We start from the raw sequence: 19,208 nt of genomic DNA, 5'->3' as shown, positions 1-19,208 counted from the left end.
GAAGATGAGAAGGGTAACAGCAAATGAATAAAGAACAAAGATTTACAAATAATTTTAATGGGAAGAAAATTGTTATTGAATATGGTAGTTTAGCATCACTAGCAACAAGTTCAATTTTAGTACGCTATGAGGAAAGTACGGTATTAAGTATTGTTAGTTTTAATGAAGAGCCATCAACATTAGATTTTTTTCCCTTAACAGTTGTATTTCAAGAGAAATTATATTCTGTTGGAAAAATTCCTGGAGGGTTTTTTAAGCGTGAAGGCAAACCTAGTGAATATGCAACATTAGCATCAAGGTTAATTGATCGTCCTTTGCGACCTTTATTTCCTAATAATTTTAATCATGAGATTCAAGTAATTAATAATGTATGAGCGGTTGATTCTAATGCTGATGTCAGAATGGCAGCATTATTAGGTTCTTCATTAGCATTATGTATTTCAAAAATTCCTTTTAATGGTCCCGTAGCAGGAGTTATTATTGGAAAAATAAATGGGGAATTAATTTGTAATCCTACAAGTCAACAATTGGAACAATCATCGTTAGAATTAATTGTTGCGGGAACAAAAGCATCAATTAATATGGTTGAAGCTAGTGGTCAAGAAATTAGTGAAGAAGAAATGTTAATAGCAATTGCGATGGCACATATAGAAATTAAAAAGTTAGTTGCCTTTCAAGAAGAAATTATTAATATTATTGGTCAAGAAAAATTACCTATTATTGAATTAGAATTTGATAATAAGTTAGTATCAACTATTACTAGTCAGTATGAACCACAAATTATTAGTGCTTTAAATATTAAAACGAAGCAAGAACAAAAAAAAGCTTTAAAAGATGTTTATAATGCTTTATTTGCTGTTTATGATAATCAACAATATGTTAATGAATTAGAAAAAAAAATGATTATTAAACAGATTAGAGCTATTTATCAAACTTTATTAAAGAAACTTGTTCGTGATTTTATTATTAATAAGAAAATTCGTTTAGATGGTCGTGTGAGCAATGAAATTCGACCGTTAACATCAATAATTGATGTTCTCCCAATTGTTCACGGTAGTGCTTTATTTACTCGTGGCGAAACGCAAGTATTATCAATTGTAACTTTAGGAGCTCTAGGCGAACATCAAATTATTGATGGTTTAACAGAAGAGGAAAGTAAACGCTTTATGCTTCATTATAATTTTCCATCATTTTCAGTTGGTGAAACTGGAAGATTTGGACCGCCCAATAGAAGAGAAATTGGTCATGGAGCATTAGCAGAAAAAGCATTGTTACAAGTATTGCCTAGTATTGATGATTTTCCTTATACGATTAGAGTTGTGACGGAAGTATTGGCATCTAATGGTTCAACCTCCCAAGCAGCAATTTGTGCTTCTTCATTAGCTTTGATGGCTAGTGGAGTACCATTGAAATCTAGTGTTGCCGGGATTGCAATGGGATTAATTAAAGAAGGTAATGATTATGTTATTTTAAGTGATATTCAAGGTAGTGAAGATCACTTTGGCGATATGGATTTTAAAGTTTCGGGAACAAACCAAGGAATTTGTGCTTTACAAATGGACATTAAAATTGATGGCATTACAATGGAAATTTTTAAAGAAGCATTATTACAAGCTAAAATTGGGAGAAAGCATATTTTAGATAATATGAAGCAAACAATTAATATTTCGCGTAATAAAGTAAATAAAAATGCTCCTAAAATTAAGCAATTACAAATTCCGATTAATCGCATTCGTGATGTTATTGGTGCTGGTGGTAAAGTAATTACTAATATTGTTGAGACTTCTGGCAATGTTAAAATTGATATTAATGACCAAGGGAAAGTGACTATTTATCACAAAGATGAAGCATCAATATTAATGGCAGATAAATTAATTAAAGATATTATTGAACCAGTTATCATTGGAGAAATTATTATGGGAACTGTTGTTCGGATTGAAAAGTTTGGTTACTTCATTAATTTAAAAGAGAATATTGATGGATTATTACATAATTCAAAAATACCCAAAAATACGCCGTTATTAAAATTAAAACAAGAAGTAACAGTAAAAGTAATTAGTATTGATGAAAAAAATCGTGTTAATTTAGAATTAATTAATGAAACTAGAATTAAAATTGAATAGAAAAATAAAATGAACTCTTATTAGTTTAAAATAGGAGTTCATTTTATTTTTTAAATTAATTTTCGTGCTCATTTTATTTTAATAACACAGATGGTAACAAGAGCAAATTGAATAATTTCACCAATAGTAGAAATAATAAAAATATATTTGTAATCAAAGTTAGGAAAATATTTAGTTACAATAATACTAACAATTAATGGTGTCATAACAATAATAATTCAAGTACAAAGAATATCTAAGGCAGTAGCTAACTTTACAAATCCGCCGGCGCGTAAAACACTAAAAAAGATAATTGAAAAAGATAAGAAGAAATAGGCTAGGGATTGTAATCCTAAATAAAATCTTGCCGTGCTAATGGCTTCATTACTAATTTTGTTAGTAAATAGAATATCAAAAATAAAAAATGAAAGACTAAAAATTATTATTGTGAAAGTAATCGCAATTAGAAATAGCAAACCAATAATTTTTTTAAGATTGGCAACTGCTTGTGACAGTTTACCAACACCTAATTGTTTACCAATAAAGATTGGTATAATGGCACTATAACTATTAAATACGGCATAAAAAATATTCATAATATTCATTACAACAACGGTTGCTGATAGGATATCGGCTCCACCATAATATGAATAAATAACTGTTTGTGCTGTTAATGATAATACAAAAAGAATGTTAGCTAAAAATATTGGCAAAAGCGATTTAAGAATTTTTAATAATAAATCTTTAGTAACATATCAAAATTTTTTCATTGGGCGAAACACGGGTTTAGTAATTAAAAGAAATGTAATAACAATAGTTATTTCTAAAATTCTTGCTATTACAGTAGGAATAGCAACTCCCATAACTCCCATTTTTAAATAAAATAAAAAGATGAAGTTGAGAATGCCATTAGTCAATACCGGAAAAATTGTAAAAAGAAACGGTAAATATGTTTTATTACATTCGTTCATATTTTGGTATAAGGTTGTTATAACGCTTAGAAGCGGATAAATTCAAATAACAGTTGCTAAATATAAACTGCCATTATCAATTGCGATTTGGGAATTAAAATTTAACATTGTTTTACTGCTTTCAGAAGCAATAATTAGTTTAATTAAATCATTTCTTAATGTGAAGATAAAGATGGTAAATATTATTGACATTGTGACATTAATCATAATTCTAATGTTATTTACCTCTTGCATTTTTTTGAGATTATTATTACCAATATATTGAGAAGCATAAATGCTTCCGGCCATATTCGTAGCAAAAAAACCGAACATTGCCAGTAACAGAATGGTATTAGCAGCACCAACGCCATTAAGAACTTCTTGACTTAAAAAAGAACCAATCATAAAGACATCAATAACATTCATTAATGCAATTAGTAATGATTGACCGATTAGAGGAATCATAATGATAAGTGCTTGTTTCATAAACTTACTGTCAAAGTATGGTGATAATTTTCATTTTTGGTTGATATTAGTGAGTTTCATTATGTTAGTACCTCGGTTTCTTAAATATATAAGAACAATTATATTTTACTAATAAGATTAAGTCAATTGTGATTAAGTTAATTTAATAATAAACAGCATTTATCAAATTTTTGCATGGGCGCATAAAGTTTTGTTAGGTGGGTAAAGATTTGAATAATTTTGAAAGAAAAGCAACTAAAAATTTATTACCTTTTTACTTGAAAAATAATTAATAAAACAAAATATTTAATATTAACAAACATATTCTTAATAAAAGGTTATAAAAACTAAGTAAAATGCTTATAAAAACAACATTAAAATAATTTTTTACAACAAAAATCATACATAAGAAATATATACTTAATTTGCATATTGAAATAATTTATAGTAAATGACTATTTTTTCTTTTTTAAAAAATACCTAAGAAAACTAAACGCGACCTTTTTGCATTTGCGAATAGTTATAGTATAATTAAAAGATAAAAATCAGAATGAATTTTAATTATTGAGGAAACAAATAAGATAAGAAATTATTCTCTGCTTAGCTGGATAATCAATGTGTTATAATAATAAAAGCAATATTTTAAAATAAAATTATATTAAATTAGAGGAGAAAAAATAGTTATGGCAACAATAAAAGTTTTTGCATTAGGGGGACTTGATGAACGCGGAAAAAATATGTATGTGGTGGAAGTTAACCGTGATATATTTATTTTTGATGCTGGTAGTAAAATCCCTGAACGAGAAGCATTAGGAATTGATACTGTTATTCCCGATTTTTCTTATTTAAAAGAAAATGTTAATCGGATTAAAGGATTATTTATTTCTAAACCATCAGACGAATGTTTTGGAGCAATAACATATCTTTTAAAGGATATTAAAATTCCTATTTATGGTAGTAAATTAACAATCTTTTTAATTAAACAAAAACTCTACAAGTTTAAGGTATGACATAGTGAAAATGAATTAATTGAAATTAAAGAAAAGGATATGTTATCTTTTGGTGATAATGAAATTGAAGTTTTTAATACGACAACTTGTATTCCGGGAAGTTTTGGTTTTGCTTTAAAGACTGTTGATGGAACTATTGTTTATACGAGTGATTATATTTTTGATAGTGAAGAACGAACTAATTTTGCTACAGATATGGCACACTTAGCAAAAATTGCTAATAATAAAATTTTATTATTGATGAGTGGTTCTGGTTATGCTAGTCGTAATGATTATACGGCTCCTAATCATAAATGTAAGAAGTTAGTGGAATCAACTTTTAAAGCAGCAAAGTCTAAAATTATTATTGCTTGTCATGAACAGGATTTATATAAAATAAGTGAAATTTTGGAGTTGGTTAGTGAAACTAATCGTGAGGCCATCGTTATGGGGGGCACATTAAAATCAATTTTAGAAGAATTTAAGTCAGGAACTTATTTGCAATTTAATAAAATTAAGTTTAGAAATTTAACTAGTGATGCTATTAATGACAATTCAGTAATTTTTGTTACAGGTAGTGGTGAGCGACTTTATACAAGATTATATAAAATTATTAGTGGCGATGATGAGCATTTAGAAATAGAAAAGTCAGATACTGTGATTTTAGCAACGCTACCGATTCCTGGTTATGAATTAAAACATGCGAGAATATTGGATGAATTAGCAAGAACTGATGCTCGTTTTATGGCGTTATCCGATAAAAAAGTGTGAGATATGAATGCTTCATATGAAGATATTAAGATGATGATTGGAATTATGAAACCAAAATTTTTTATGCCAATTAAAGGATTACATAAAAATTTTGTTAGTGCGCAAAATAGTGCTCAAGAAGCAGGAATTCTAATTAATAATATTTTAATTAAGGATAATGGTCAAATTTTAGAGTTTATTAATGGTAAATTAGGACCATCACCATCTTCTTTAAAATATAATAATATTTATGTTGATGGTCTTGGGGTTGGCGATATTGGTGCTGTTGTTTTAAATGAAAGAAAGCAATTAGCTCGTGATGGAGTTTTAATTAGTGGCATTACATTAAATCGTCGTAGTAAAGAGATTGTTTCTTTAGTTGATGTGCAAATGCGTGGGGTTGTTTTTATTCAAGATGATGAGGAATTAACTAATAAAATGCAAGCGAAAGTTCGTACTATTGTTGAAGAACATCAAAAAAAATCAGAGTTTGATGGTACAACAGTTAAAAATCAAATCCGTAGTGAGTTGCAAGAGTTATGTCGTCAAGAAACGGGTAAAAATCCAATGGTTTTAGCAATAATTAATGAGATAAATTAACTATTACTTAAAAAATATGAGGAGATAAAAGGATGAATAGCGATAAAATAAGTAGTGATTTTGTCGAGTTTGAAAATAATCCTCGCAATACTACAAAATATGAACAAGAACAACAAGCGAAATCCAAAATTATTCAGTTAAAGAAGAAAATTCGGCGTAGTGATAAAATTGGTGGAAAAATATGAGCTTTGTTCATTATTTTTGCTAGTATTTTGGCTCTTGCTCGTTTAACGGTTATTGGTCAATTTTTAGATGATGTTCTTTTCAATTTTCTTTTTGGATGATTTAAATATATTATCTATTTTGTTATTTTAGTAGTGAGTTTTGCAATTTTTGGTGGTATTCAAATTAAAATTAAGAAACGAGTTCAAGTAATGATAATATTACTTGTTTTAGCTATTTGTTGATTTGTGAATGATATTGTATTATTGATTAGTTATCATCGTTCTTCTATTAATGCAGAACAAAATTGGTTTTCACAAGTTATTAGTTCTTATACGGATAATTGATTACAAAATTCTCTTTTTATGCAACGATTAGATATTAAGAAATTTTTTCATATTAATGGCTCATATTTTATTCCTTTTGCTGGTGGCGGATTTATTGGAATGTTGTTTTCAGCAGTATTTGGTTATTTAACAACAATTGTTTCTTTAATATGTAGTTTAGTTTTTTTAACGACAATTATTCTTTGAATTTTAACAGGAAATCCTTGATATCTTTATCAATGAAAAGTTAATAAGGAACATAATAGTTTACATATTGTTAGTTTTATGGCTAAAAAGAATGTTAAAAATAAGAAAAATGCTGAGAAGAAATATCAGCAATATTTTGAAACTGTTAATGTTAAAAATATTAATGGTAATGATCGGCAAGTTTTACATACAACAAAAAATTCTGATATTACAATTAAATTACCATCCGTTAATTTACATCATTCATTAATGAATGAAGATTTATTATTTGATGATATTTATAGTAATAAAAATTATCACCATATTGATAATTGAGATTCGAAGTTAACACCAAAAATTAATCTTAATGAGAAGGTAATTAAAGAACAAGAGTATCATCAACAAGCATTTTCTCGTGATGATTTTGGTTATGATCAAACATCATTAATGGAATTAGATGTGGTGCGTAAAGATTTTGCTGCTAATAGTTATTTAACACCTTTTAATAAAGAACAACCACCAATTCAAAAAGAACGGATAAAATCTTATCCAACTAGCTCATCAGCATTAGATGAGGTATTTTCAGTTATTGATCAATCCGATAATCAAGCAAAACAAGCAGTTGTTATTAGTGACAATTTGTCTCCAGAATTTATTGAAGAGATTAATCCTTTGGATAATAAAGTTTCTTCTTCAATAATACCAAGTAATTATTTTCCTTCAATAATTAATCCTAATTATCAATTGCCACCAGTTAGTCTTTTAACAAAACCAATAATTAGTGTTAATCGTGATTTAAATATTAAAACCGCAAAAAATAATGTTGAAAAAATTCATCGTCTTTTTAAACATTTTAATATTGAAGCGCGAGTTACTAATATTAATATTGGACCAGCAGTAACTAAGTTTGAAATTGAACTAGGAATGGGCGTTAAGGTAAGTAAAATTACTTCGTTAGAAAATGATATTAAGTTAGCTTTAGCGTCAAAAGATATTCGTTTAGAAGCACCTATTCATGGTAAGTCAGCAGTGGGAATTGAAATTCCAAATATTTCACCAGCATTAGTTACGATTCGTGAAGTGATGGAAAATGTTCCCCTTAATAAGAAAGATAGTAAATTATTAATGGCCATTGGTAAAAATGTAATGGGAAAAATTTTATTTGCGGAATTAGATAAGATGCCACATTTATTAATTGCGGGTGCTACTGGTAGTGGAAAATCAATTTGTATTAATAGTATTATTGCTTCTTTAATTCTTCGGGTTAAACCGCATGAAGTAAAATTTTTGTTAATTGATCCAAAACGCGTTGAATTATCAGTATATAATAATTTGCCACATTTATTAGTACCAGTAATTACTGATTTAAGAAAAGCCAATCGTGCTTTAAAACAAATTATTAGTGAAATGGAACGAAGATATATTATTTTTTCTAATATTGGCGTGCGAAATATTGCTAGTTATAATCAAAAGGTGGCAATTGAAGAAATGTTACCATATATTGTGATAATTATTGACGAGCTTGCTGATTTAATGGTTGTTGCCGGAAAAGAAGTTGAAGAAAGTATTATGCGAATAACGCAAATGGCACGAGCTTCAGGAATTCATTTAATTATTGCAACCCAAAGACCATCAACAGATATTATTACTGGCGTTATAAAAAATAATATTCCATCAAGAATTGCTTTTGCTGTTAGTTCTTCAATTGATTCTAGAACAATTTTAGATAGTATGGGAGCTGAAAAGTTAATTGGTAGTGGTGATATGTTATTTGCTCCTTATGGTCAAATAACACCAACTAGAGCTCAAGGGGTATATATTAATGACGAAGACATTAGTGCGTTAATTAAATTTATTTCTCAGCAACAAAAACCGCAGTTTAATGAACAATTCCATGAATCTACACAAAGGATGAATACTAGTCATATTATTACAGGTGAAGATGATGAATTGTATGATGAGATTTGTGATTTTGTTATTGCCAATAAAAAGGCATCAGCTTCATTAATTCAACGAAGATTTGGTGTTGGTTATAATCGGGCAGCAAGATTAATTGATAGTTTAGAAGCTAATGGTATTGTTGGACCGCAAAATGGGTCCAAACCTCGTGAAGTTTTGATTATGAATAAAGAGTAGGAATTTTGATAATGATGTGAGTTAAACCCCTTGTTTTACAAGAAAAAATTAAAAATTTACCACAAAGTTCGGGATGTTATCAGTTTTATAATGAAGCGCGACAATTAATTTATGTTGGTAAAGCAAAAAATATTCAACAGCGGGTAAATAATTATTTTAATAAAGTACATAATTTTAAAACTACTAAATTAGTTCGTGAAATTGCTGATGTGGATTATATTTTAACAATTAATGAAAAAGAAGCATTATTGTTAGAACATAATTTAATTAAAGATAAGCGTCCCCGATATAATATTTTATTAAATGATGATAAAACCTATCCTTATATTAAAATTACTGATGAAAATAATCCTGAATATCGTTTTGTTCGTAAAGTTCAAAAAGATAATGGTAAGTATTATGGTCCTTTTCCTGATGGTACGGGAGCTAGAGAAGTTTTAAAGATATTGCAACAATTATTTCCTTTGCGAAGATGTAAAGAAAGTTTAGGAACGCCGTGCTTATATTATCATCTGCAATTATGTTCAGGTGCTTGTTTTAAAAAGGTTCCTGAGGAATATTATGCCTTGATGAAAAAGAAAATTAATGATTTTTTTCAAGGAAAAAATCAAGATATTAAAAATAAGATTGCTGAGCGAATGCAACAAGCAGCGATTAATTTACAATATGAAGAAGCACAAAGATTAAAAAATGTTTTAGATAAGTTACAATTATTTATTTCTCATCAGTTTGTTCAATTTCCTGATTTTCGTAATCGTGATTTTATTGGTTATGCTATTAAAGATCATAAATTGTCAATAACAGCATTATTTTATCGTAATGGACAATTGCTTTCCAAAGATGAACAAATTTTTACTTTATTTAATGATGATTTAACTGATGCAATGAGAAATTATTTGCAACAGTTATATACTAACAATACTGTTCCCCAAGAATTATATGTTGCAAATATTGTTTTAGATGATTTGGCAGAAGCATTAAATATTAAAATTATTACTAAGCTTACTAAAAAAATGCAAGAAATTATTTCTTTAGCTACTAAGAATGCTCAAGAATTATTAAAGCAACAACTTGTTGATTCCTATCAAATTAAGTATCGTTATTATGAGATTGTTAAACAATTAGGAAAGCTTTTAAAAATTGCGACACCACAATATATCGAAATTATGGATATTGCCAATTTAGGACATGATAATGTTATTGGTGGGGTTATTGTTTATCAAAATGGTCAAGCAATTAAAAAACTGTTTCGTCGTTATAAAATTCAAATTGAACAACAAGGAGATTATCATTATTTACAAAATTTAGTTTATCGTCGTTATTGAAAAAAATTAATGAATAAAGAACCAATGCCAGAGTTAATTATTGTTGATGGTGGTAAATTACAAATTGATAGTGTGCAGTTGCAATTAGAAAATTTAAATATTAGTTTACCAGTTGTCGGTCTTGTTAAGAATAGTCATCACAAAACTGATTGTTTATTAGATAATAAAGGTTATCGGTTGGATATTGCTAAAAAGAGTGCTTTATTTCATTGATTAACTAAAGTTCAAGAAGAGGTCCATAATTATACAGTTTCATTTCATCGTCAACAACGAACTAATTCTTTATTTGTTAATTCGTTAAAAAAAGTTAAAGGATTAGGTGAGTTAACTATTAAAAAGTTATATCAACAGTTTGAAACAATAACAAAAATGAAAGCAGTTTCATTTGCTGAATTAAATGCTATTATTAAAAATAAAACAACAACAAAGGAATTAATTGCTTATTTAAAAGATAATTAATTTAGAAATTTTATTCGTTAAATCGAAAAATTTATTACTAATTTGATGCTAAAATGCTTATATAAAAATATAAGCATTTTTATTTTTAATAAAATAGAAGGAGGATATTATTTATTGAAAATAAAATGCAATGATTAAATTTATAAACTAGATATAGGAGTATTAAATATGAAAAAAGTATTAAAAAAATGCCAAATTGTAAAGTTAAGTGCAACTAAATTATTTTTCTAACCAAATATTCGATTGGCGAAAGATAATTTAGTATTTTTCTTGGTCTTTGGTTTAAAGACAATATAAATTTATGAACTGCATTTTTAGTAGTGTTTGAAAAATTAAATTTTTTAGGAAATTTTTCTCTAATTAAACCATTAGTATTTTCATTAGTACCTCTTTGTCAAGGTGAATATGCATCAGCAAAATAAATTTTCACATTTAAATTTTTTTCAAGTTGTTGTCAATTAGCAAATTCTTTACCCCTATCAAATGTTATAGTCTTAACAAGATTATTTGGAAGAATTGATAAATAATGACTAATATTTTTGTTAATAACTTTAGTAGTTCTATTTTCAACTAATATTGCTAAAGTAAATCTTGATGTTCTTTCAACTAAAGTTATTAAACATGATTTACTTTTACCTCGTGATGATACTACAGTATCACCTTCTCAATGGCCAAGAGTTATGCGATTATTAACATTTCGTTCTTTAATGGATTTACCATTAAATTTACCCCGATTTTCTTGAGATTTTCGTTTCTTACCTTTTCTTCTTAAATTTTTACTAGTAACCTTTTCAAGTAATCCAGAATAAATTCAATTGTAAATTGTTTTAAAACTAATAATTCATTCTTGATGAAAATTTTTAATTCTGCCATAAATTTGTTCAGGCGATCAACCTAATAATAATTTTTGTTGTACATATTTTACTAATTCTCTATTTTTAAATTTATGAAAATAAACATGTAATTGTTTTCTATTTTCTGCTTTATTTTGTGCAATTAATGAAAAATAATGATTATTATCTTTATTTCTATTAACTTCTCGATTAATAGTACTAATACTTCGATTAAGATTTTTAGCTATTTCACTAATTTTTACTTTAAATTTCAATTGATTCTCAATATAAATTCTTTCATCTATGCCAAGATGTTTGTATCCCATATAAAAACTCCTTAAATTTACTTTTTCTAAAATAAACTTAGCATCATGAAATTTTTATATGAAATCTTTTGCAATTTTATTTACTTGCACTTACAAGTATAATTCAGCTTATGAAAATAAACATGTAATTGTTTTCTATTTTCTGCTTTATTTTGTGCAATTAATGAAAAATAATGATTATTATCTTTATTTCTATTAACTTCTCGATTAATAGTACTAATACTTCGATTAAGATTTTTAGCTATTTCACTAATTTTTACTTTAAATTTCAATTGATTCTCAATATAAATTCTTTCATCTATGCCAAGATGTTTGTATCCCATATAAAAACTCCTTAAATTTACTTTTTCTAAAATAAACTTAGCATCATGAAATTTTTATATGAAATCTTTTGCAATTTTATTTACTTGCACTTACAAGTATAATTCAGCAAATATGTTATTAACAATTGCCCCATTAACAATAAGTGCTAACTTTTTAGTATCTTGTAATCATACTAGTAAAGACAATTTGACTACTATTTTTAATGAATATGGAGCATTACAGTCGGTATTATGAGCAATTTCTGCTGAAAGAAAAGCACAATTATTAACACAATATCGCTTAAAAAAAGACTTATATAGTCAAGTTATCGCAAAACAAAAGCAAGTTGATAAGGCATTAACTAAGGGTAAATTGAATAATAATCTTGTGAAATGAGAACATAATAAACTAACAATTAATCAAACCCAAGAAAATGAGTTTATTCCTGTTGTAGCTGTTGATTTAGATGAAACATTTATTGATAATACGCCATCATCAGCATACAATCTGTTAAATAACAAACCATTTCATCCTCTTGAATGAGATAAGTGGGTTAATTCGCAACAAGCAACAATTTTCCCAGGGGTTTTAGATTTTGTTCAACATGTTTATAAAAATGGGGGATTAGTGATGTTTGTTTCTAATCGTTTGCAAGATACTCATAAAGAAACAACAAGAAATAATTTAATTAAAGAAAATTATCCAAAAGAATTATTACAAGATTTTCATTGATGAATGTCAGGTGTCAAAGATAGTAAACAAAATATTATTAAAGCTGAATTATACTTGTAAGTGCAAGTAAATAAAATTGCAAAAGATTTCATATAAAAATTTCATGATGCTAAGTTTATTTTAGAAAAAGTAAATTTAAGGAGTTTTTATATGGGATACAAACATCTTGGCATAGATGAAAGAATTTATATTGAGAATCAATTGAAATTTAAAGTAAAAATTAGTGAAATAGCTAAAAATCTTAATCGAAGTATTAGTACTATTAATCGAGAAGTTAATAGAAATAAAGATAATAATCATTATTTTTCATTAATTGCACAAAATAAAGCAGAAAATAGAAAACAATTACATGTTTATTTTCATAAGCTGAATTATACTTGTAAGTGCAAGTAAATAAAATTGCAAAAGATTTCATATAAAAATTTCATGATGCTAAGTTTATTTTAGAAAAAGTAAATTTAAGGAGTTTTTATATGGGATACAAACATCTTGGCATAGATGAAAGAATTTATATTGAGAATCAATTGAAATTTAAAGTAAAAATTAGTGAAATAGCTAAAAATCTTAATCGAAGTATTAGTACTATTAATCGAGAAGTTAATAGAAATAAAGATAATAATCATTATTTTTCATTAATTGCACAAAATAAAGCAGAAAATAGAAAACAATTACATGTTTATTTTCATAAATTTAAAAATAGAGAATTAGTAAAATATGTACAACAAAAATTATTATTAGGTTGATCGCCTGAACAAATTTATGGCAGAATTAAAAATTTTCATCAAGAATGAATTATTAGTTTTAAAACAATTTACAATTGAATTTATTCTGGATTACTTGAAAAGGTTACTAGTAAAAATTTAAGAAGAAAAGGTAAGAAACGAAAATCTCAAGAAAATCGGGGTAAATTTAATGGTAAATCCATTAAAGAACGAAATGTTAATAATCGCATAACTCTTGGCCATTGAGAAGGTGATACTGTAGTATCATCACGAGGTAAAAGTAAATCATGTTTAATAACTTTAGTTGAAAGAACATCAAGATTTACTTTAGCAATATTAGTTGAAAATAGAACTACTAAAGTTATTAACAAAAATATTAGTCATTATTTATCAATTCTTCCAAATAATCTTGTTAAGACTATAACATTTGATAGGGGTAAAGAATTTGCTAATTGACAACAACTTGAAAAAAATTTAAATGTGAAAATTTATTTTGCTGATGCATATTCACCTTGACAAAGAGGTACTAATGAAAATACTAATGGTTTAATTAGAGAAAAATTTCCTAAAAAATTTAATTTTTCAAACACTACTAAAAATGCAGTTCATAAATTTATATTGTCTTTAAACCAAAGACCAAGAAAAATACTAAATTATCTTTCGCCAATCGAATATTTGGTTAGAAAAATAATTTAGTTGCACTTAACTTTACAATTTGGCATCTAAAAAATAATTATCAAAATAGTAGATAAAATTAAAGGTTATGTACCAAGTCTAATGAAATTTTTATTTTAAAAAATAAACTAATAAAAATTAAAGGTGTTAATTCATTTATCAAAAATAATATTAATTCTATTATTTTTGATAAAAATCAAAATATTTTAATTTTTAATGCTTTACTAAAATTATCTATTTTTTTACACTATAATGATCGTGTTTTATTTTTTAATTGAAAAGATATTACTAATATTAATACTGACGATATTGTTTATTGAAATGTTGAAGTTACAAGAGATTCAAAATTATTACATAGTGTTAATTTTAAAAATGCTTGTTTTGAAAAGAAAAAATATAGTAATAAGTCTTCATTATCAAAAATAATTGTTATACCCGCATGCGAATATAATTCAAAATCAAAATTAGAATTTCAAATTACAACAGGATTAACTAAAACAAAACAAGAAAATGAATTAGATGGTTGAAACATAAGTCCTGATGACGAAATGCAATTACACGACTTTATTGATTTAAATAATAAACAATCTGAAATTATTAATGAATTATCAAATAATTTTGATTTATCAGATATTAATAAACAAGAACAAGAAATGATTTTGCATTCATTTGATAAAAAAACAGAATTTGAAGCAGAAATTGCCCCTCACGAACAAGCGGTGGTTGAATATTCAGTCCGAGAAATTCATCTTGAAAATACACTAAATTTAAAACAAAAAATTACCGGAACAATTACTGCTAAAATAATTGATGATAATAATGAAGAACAAACAATTACGTTATCAATCAAAGAAGCAATGCAAATATTACAAAAATATAGCTTATTGCCAGATGAAATTACTCTCAATGAAGATAACAGTATAACTTTTAATGGAAAAGGCAAAATTTCTTTGACACAAGAAGCAGAACCGAAATTAATTATTAAGACTTCAATAATTTAATTGTTTGTGAAAAATAATCAAACTATTCAAACCAGTAATTTTAATTACTGGTTTTTATTCCGACAAAATATAAAGGAAAAATTAAAATGAAAAGTTGTTTAAGGGCCTTGTCTTGTCATCATAGAAAACTACCTTGCTGGGTGTGTGTTGGGGCAGTATTTAACAGTTTTTAAATTTAGTTATTACGAATTTTCAATTTCAATTTCAAAATCATTTGTACATATTAAACTATAATCTATTGTATTATCATCTTGTTTGTAGTCATTTAAATTTTTGCCTTGTGCTTTAATTGTTATTTTTTTATTGATTACTCATTCTTTCTTTCCTACTTTGGTTCCGTATGTAGTTATTAATTGTCTTATTTCATCTTGTTTATTTTTATTATTAGAGAATTCTGATTGTATAAATTTGAAAGTAAAATCGTTTAAGTTTTTAAATTCTGGTAATTTTTCATTTAGATTGATATTATCTTCTTTTTTTATGTTAACTTCTATAAGTCTGGTTGTTGGCCAAGTTGCGCGATCACCAAAATGAAACCTCACCTTTTGTAAGTTTTTGATTTCAAAATCATAAATTTTATTAATATCTTTATTACTATCTTTATTTTTTTGTTCTACTGGTTCATTTGCTTTTTTAGAACAACCAACTATTGGTAATGTTATTAGTCCTAAAACAGCGGTTATATTTAAAAATTTCATAAATTTAACTCCTTTTTTTCAGTATATATATATTATACAAAAATTCTTAAAATCATTAGAAAAATGGCAAAACCGATTAAAAATTGAAAGGTATAGTAAAAGGCGGGTACTGTTTTAAAAACTGGAAAAATGACAGTTGAAAAGTTAACTGTTGCTCTTGCAATAATCGCTAATGGTTGTAAAATCGTAATGACTTGTGAAGCCGTAAGCATTCAGTTTAGCATTTTGATACCGGCATTTTGAATGGCACAGCCAATATCGTTAAAGGTTGGTATTCACCGTCCAGAATATTTACAATTTGCTGGCGGGATTATGTCATCTCATTCCGAGTTGGTTGAGCCGTCAGGGATAAACGCCATGGAATTAAGGACATTAAAGTCGTAAATTTTAAAATTGTAGTTAGCGGTATTTTTTTTATGGTATAAAGGAAATGTCAAGGTAAAAATATTAATACCATAACGAATATCAATATCGGTATTGAGATAATTAATACTGTTAGTAGTCTTGCTGGTTGGCAAGGTGATCAGTTTATTGTCATAGGATTTAAGGACATTAAAATTAATTTGATAAACGCTATTGTTGTTTTTAATGGCATTATAATTTTCTTGGTGAATTTTTTTGTCAAAAGTAAAAAAATAACTTCTTAGTAATAATTCTGAATTACCAGTAACATTGATTAAATATTTTTTAGGATAAAAGGTAATTAATGAGCGATAAAAGAAACCGATTTGAATAAAGTAATCTTTGTTGTAATTATCTACTCCCTTAAAATCAATTTCGGTATGAGTTTTTTCGTCCATGTCAAAAGTCGTATAAAATAAACTGGAAAAGAAATTGCCAAGAATTTCATAGATTTCGTCAAAAATATTTTTGTACTCGCTGTTGTTAATACTAGGAATGTTGTTTTTAAAATAAAGGTAAATGTCATTTTTTAATTCGGGGTCATATCTCAAAAAACTAAATTTAACATTAAGATAATTTAAGGTACCAAAAAGATACTTAATTAAGTAATAATCGTTAGCATTTGCAGTGTCATATTTTCAGATTTCGGTTTCACCGTGGAGTAATTGCAAATAGTTATTACCTGCGATTAAGGTTTTATTAAAAGCTTTAATTTTTAAAATATTCTTATTAATTTCATCTTTACTACTAGAAGTTTTGTGATAAAAATAGCTTTCGTTTTTAAAACCGTGGTTTTTAATTGTAAATTCTTTGTAATAACCTTTTTCTAAGGTGTCAATAAAATTAAACACTGGTGTTCAATAAAGATAAGAATAATTAAATTTGTCAAAATCACCACGATGAATCATTAAATAGTCAAGATTATCAATGATATCTGTATAGTTATGGTTTCCATCAAATTTGTTGGTTGTTTCTGGTAAATCAATATCGGTGCTATCTTTTTTAATTTCAATTTCAAAATCATTTGTACATATTAAACTATAATCTATTGTATTATCATCTTGTTTGTAGTAATTTAAATTTTTGCCTTGTGCTTTGATTGTTATTTTTTTATTGATTACTCATTAGACTTGGTACATAACTATAACATTTTATGCCGACTAAACTATAAAATTCATTTTTATCTTTGTATTTATCTAACATTTGTATTTCATCTAAAAAATAATTATCAAAATAGTAGATAAAATTAAAGGTTATGTACCAAGTCTATTCTTTCTTTCCTACTTTGGTTCCGTATGTAGTTATTAATTGTCTTATTTCATCTTGTTTATTTTTATTATTAGAGAATTCTGATTGTATAAATTTGAAAGTAAAATCGTTTAAGTTTTTAAATTCTGGTAATTTTTCATTTAGATTGATATTATCTTCTTTTTTTATGTTAACTTCTATAAGTCTGGTTGTTGGCCAAGTTACGCGATCGCCAAAATGAAACCTCACCTTTTGTAAGTCTTTGATTTCAAAATCATAAATTTTATTATCTTCTCTTTTATTTCTAACTAGTTGTGCTGTGGTTTTTTTGTTGTTAATGTTTGTGGGAATAGTAAAAATGTTATTGAAACCAATAGTTAGCACGGTAAATATTTTCATAAACATTTTTATCACTCCTTTTTAAAATATTTTATTTTTCATTATTCTTTTAGTTTTAATCTTTTTTAATGCTGAATTATACTTGTAAGTGCAAGTAAATAAAATTGCAAAAGATTTCATATAAAAATTTCATGATGCTAAGTTTATTTTAGAAAAAGTAAATTTAAGGAGTTTTTATATGGGATACAAACATCTTGGCATAGATGAAAGAATTTATATTGAGAATCAATTGAAATTTAAAGTAAAAATTAGTGAAATAGCTAAAAATCTTAATCGAAGTATTAGTACTATTAATCGAGAAGTTAATAGAAATAAAGATAATAATCATTATTTTTCATTAATTGCACAAAATAAAGCAGAAAATGCTGAATTATACTTGTAAGTGCAAGTAAATAAAATTGCAAAAGATTTCATATAAAAATTTCATGATGCTAAGTTTATTTTAGAAAAAGTAAATTTAAGGAGTTTTTATATGGGATACAAACATCTTGGCATAGATGAAAGAATTTATATTGAGAATCAATTGAAATTTAAAGTAAAAATTAGTGAAATAGCTAAAAATCTTAATCGAAGTATTAGTACTATTAATCGAGAAGTTAATAGAAATAAAGATAATAATCATTATTTTTCATTAATTGCACAAAATAAAGCAGAAAATAGAAAACAATTACATGTTTATTTTCATAAATTTAAAAATAGAGAATTAGTAAAATATGTACAACAAAAATTATTATTAGGTTGATCGCCTGAACAAATTTATGGCAGAATTAAAAATTTTCATCAAGAATGAATTATTAGTTTTAAAACAATTTACAATTGAATTTATTCTGGATTACTTGAAAAAGTTACTAATAAAAATTTAAGAAGAAAAGGTAAGAAACGAAAATCTCAAGAAAATCGGGGTAAATTTAATGGTAAATCCATTAAAGAACGAAATGTTAATAATCGCATAACTCTTGGCCATTGAGAAGGTGATACTGTAGTATCATCACGAGGTAAAAGTAAATCATGTTTAATAACTTTAGTTGAAAGAACATCAAGATTTACTTTAGCAATATTAGTTGAAAATAGAACTACTAAAGTTATTAACAAAAATATTAGTCATTATTTATCAATTCTTCCAAATAATCTTGTTAAGACTATAACATTTGATAGGGGTAAAGAATTTGCTAATTGACAACAACTTGAAAAAAATTTAAATGTGAAAATTTATTTTGCTGATGCATATTCACCTTGACAAAGAGGTACTAATGAAAATACTAATGGTTTAATTAGAGAAAAATTTCCTAAAAAATTTAATTTTTCAAACACTACTAAAAATGCAGTTCATAAATTTATATTGTCTTTAAACCAAAGACCAAGAAAAATACTAAATTATCTTTCGCCAATCGAATATTTGGTTAGAAAAATAATTTAGTT

16 protein-coding genes are annotated in these 19,208 nt (G+C 26.1%); 10 read left to right on the top strand and 6 right to left on the bottom strand.

Annotated elements, in window-relative coordinates; all coding sequences use genetic code 4:
* Nucleotides 1–23: 23 nt before the first annotated feature.
* Nucleotides 24–2,123, top strand: a complete 2,100-nt coding sequence (locus tag ACFEL5_RS01410) for a polyribonucleotide nucleotidyltransferase (RefSeq protein WP_375315530.1) — start codon at nt 24–26, stop codon at nt 2,121–2,123.
* Between the two features lie 50 nt (nt 2,124–2,173).
* Here ACFEL5_RS01410 and ACFEL5_RS01405 read toward each other — a convergent pair whose 3' ends face one another.
* Entirely contained in the window at nt 2,174–3,598 is a 1,425-nt protein-coding gene (locus tag ACFEL5_RS01405) for an MATE family efflux transporter (RefSeq protein ID WP_375315529.1), read from the bottom strand.
* A 602-nt stretch (nt 3,599–4,200) separates the two neighbouring features.
* On the opposite strand from ACFEL5_RS01405, the gene ACFEL5_RS01400 reads away from it, so the two are divergent.
* The 3 genes from ACFEL5_RS01400 to uvrC are packed head-to-tail and all read left to right on the top strand — an operon-like array spanning nt 4,201 to nt 10,450.
* Nucleotides 4,201–5,856: a ribonuclease J gene (locus tag ACFEL5_RS01400; protein WP_375315528.1), complete on the top strand. Its 1,656-nt coding sequence runs from the start codon at nt 4,201–4,203 to the stop codon at nt 5,854–5,856.
* A 32-nt stretch (nt 5,857–5,888) separates the two neighbouring features.
* The gene (locus tag ACFEL5_RS01395; RefSeq protein WP_375315527.1) at nt 5,889–8,666 is read left to right on the top strand and encodes a DNA translocase FtsK; all 2,778 of its coding nucleotides are present in this window, start codon (nt 5,889–5,891) and stop codon (nt 8,664–8,666) included.
* Between the two features lie 11 nt (nt 8,667–8,677).
* A complete protein-coding gene (uvrC, locus tag ACFEL5_RS01390; RefSeq protein ID WP_375315526.1) occupies nt 8,678–10,450 on the top strand; it encodes an excinuclease ABC subunit UvrC in 1,773 nt (590 codons plus the stop codon).
* 214 nt (nt 10,451–10,664) lie between these two features.
* Here the strand turns inward: uvrC and ACFEL5_RS01385 are convergent, their stop codons facing one another.
* Entirely contained in the window at nt 10,665–11,609 is a 945-nt protein-coding gene (locus ACFEL5_RS01385) for an IS30 family transposase (RefSeq protein WP_338966716.1), read from the bottom strand.
* Between the two features lie 80 nt (nt 11,610–11,689).
* Nucleotides 11,690–11,932, bottom strand: a complete 243-nt coding sequence (locus tag ACFEL5_RS01380; RefSeq protein ID WP_375315104.1) for a helix-turn-helix domain-containing protein — start codon at nt 11,930–11,932, stop codon at nt 11,690–11,692.
* Between the two features lie 58 nt (nt 11,933–11,990).
* Here ACFEL5_RS01380 and ACFEL5_RS01375 point away from each other — a divergent pair, with 58 nt between their 5' ends.
* The 4 genes from ACFEL5_RS01375 to ACFEL5_RS01360 all read left to right on the top strand — a co-directional run bounded on the left by ACFEL5_RS01375 (nt 11,991) and on the right by ACFEL5_RS01360 (nt 15,042).
* A complete protein-coding gene (locus tag ACFEL5_RS01375) occupies nt 11,991–12,704 on the top strand; it encodes an HAD family acid phosphatase (RefSeq protein ID WP_375315525.1) in 714 nt (237 codons plus the stop codon).
* A gap of 90 nt (nt 12,705–12,794) precedes the next feature.
* The gene (locus ACFEL5_RS01370; RefSeq protein WP_375315104.1) at nt 12,795–13,037 is read left to right on the top strand and encodes a helix-turn-helix domain-containing protein; all 243 of its coding nucleotides are present in this window, start codon (nt 12,795–12,797) and stop codon (nt 13,035–13,037) included.
* A gap of 80 nt (nt 13,038–13,117) precedes the next feature.
* On the top strand, nt 13,118–14,062 hold the full coding sequence (locus ACFEL5_RS01365; protein WP_338966716.1) for an IS30 family transposase: 945 nt from the start codon (nt 13,118–13,120) through the stop codon (nt 14,060–14,062).
* A gap of 527 nt (nt 14,063–14,589) precedes the next feature.
* The gene (locus ACFEL5_RS01360) at nt 14,590–15,042 is read left to right on the top strand and encodes a hypothetical protein (RefSeq protein ID WP_375315524.1); all 453 of its coding nucleotides are present in this window, start codon (nt 14,590–14,592) and stop codon (nt 15,040–15,042) included.
* Between the two features lie 182 nt (nt 15,043–15,224).
* Here the strand turns inward: ACFEL5_RS01360 and ACFEL5_RS01355 are convergent, their stop codons facing one another.
* From ACFEL5_RS01355 to ACFEL5_RS01345, 3 genes are all read right to left on the bottom strand, one after another.
* Nucleotides 15,225–15,740, bottom strand: coding sequence for a hypothetical protein (locus tag ACFEL5_RS01355; protein ID WP_375315523.1), 516 nt, complete (start codon nt 15,738–15,740; stop codon nt 15,225–15,227).
* A 32-nt stretch (nt 15,741–15,772) separates the two neighbouring features.
* The gene (locus ACFEL5_RS01350) at nt 15,773–17,050 is read right to left on the bottom strand and encodes a hypothetical protein (protein ID WP_375315522.1); all 1,278 of its coding nucleotides are present in this window, start codon (nt 17,048–17,050) and stop codon (nt 15,773–15,775) included.
* 358 nt (nt 17,051–17,408) lie between these two features.
* Nucleotides 17,409–17,795, bottom strand: a complete 387-nt coding sequence (locus ACFEL5_RS01345; RefSeq protein ID WP_375315521.1) for a hypothetical protein — start codon at nt 17,793–17,795, stop codon at nt 17,409–17,411.
* A 172-nt stretch (nt 17,796–17,967) separates the two neighbouring features.
* Here ACFEL5_RS01345 and ACFEL5_RS01340 point away from each other — a divergent pair, with 172 nt between their 5' ends.
* Nucleotides 17,968–18,171, top strand: coding sequence for a helix-turn-helix domain-containing protein (locus ACFEL5_RS01340; protein ID WP_375315520.1), 204 nt, complete (start codon nt 17,968–17,970; stop codon nt 18,169–18,171).
* Nucleotides 18,172–18,261: 90 nt separating this feature from the next.
* Nucleotides 18,262–19,206 (top strand): IS30 family transposase, encoded by a 945-nt coding sequence (locus tag ACFEL5_RS01335; protein WP_375315085.1) that lies wholly within the window; start codon nt 18,262–18,264, stop codon nt 19,204–19,206.
* Nucleotides 19,207–19,208 lie beyond the last annotated feature (2 nt).

The organism is Spiroplasma endosymbiont of Tipula paludosa (genome assembly GCF_964264785.1).
In the GTDB taxonomy this organism is placed as follows: domain Bacteria; phylum Bacillota_I; class Bacilli_A; order Mycoplasmatales; family Nriv7; genus Nriv7.
Note: the sequence above shows the minus strand (reverse complement) of the source record. Positions and strands in the feature narration are given on the sequence as shown.